The sequence below is a fragment of the Paraburkholderia sp. SIMBA_053 genome (assembly GCF_046534895.1).
GTDB classification, from domain to species: Bacteria; Pseudomonadota; Gammaproteobacteria; order Burkholderiales; family Burkholderiaceae; genus Paraburkholderia; species Paraburkholderia caledonica.
In genome coordinates this window covers 1-263 of the sequence record NZ_JAWRXU010000909.1, presented here as the reverse complement: position 1 = coordinate 263, position 263 = coordinate 1, and the positions used below count along the sequence as shown (strand labels likewise).

Here is a 263-nt window from a genome sequence, read left to right as displayed (position 1 = left end):
GATCAAGCTGCAGAACTCCCTTCCCGCTTCTGCGGAATGGGCAAGCGGAATCACGCGCGGCGCAGCCCACAGTGCGATGAATTCTTGAAGCCTGGCGTTCACCTGCGCCAGATAGGCGACCTCGATCGTGACGACCCAGCGGTCGGCATCGACTTCATAGTCGAGACCATGCACGCACTCGGTCGGCAACAGCAATGCGCACGGCCCTTCGAACGGCACGCTGCTGCCTTCCAGATTCATCACGCCGCGCCCATTGCGCACGA

At 62.0% G+C, this 263-nt stretch carries 1 pseudogene; it reads right to left on the bottom strand.

Annotated features, from left to right (window positions below):
* A pseudogene (locus SB753_RS38250) lies at positions 1-263 on the bottom strand (AraC family transcriptional regulator); the annotation flags it as partial.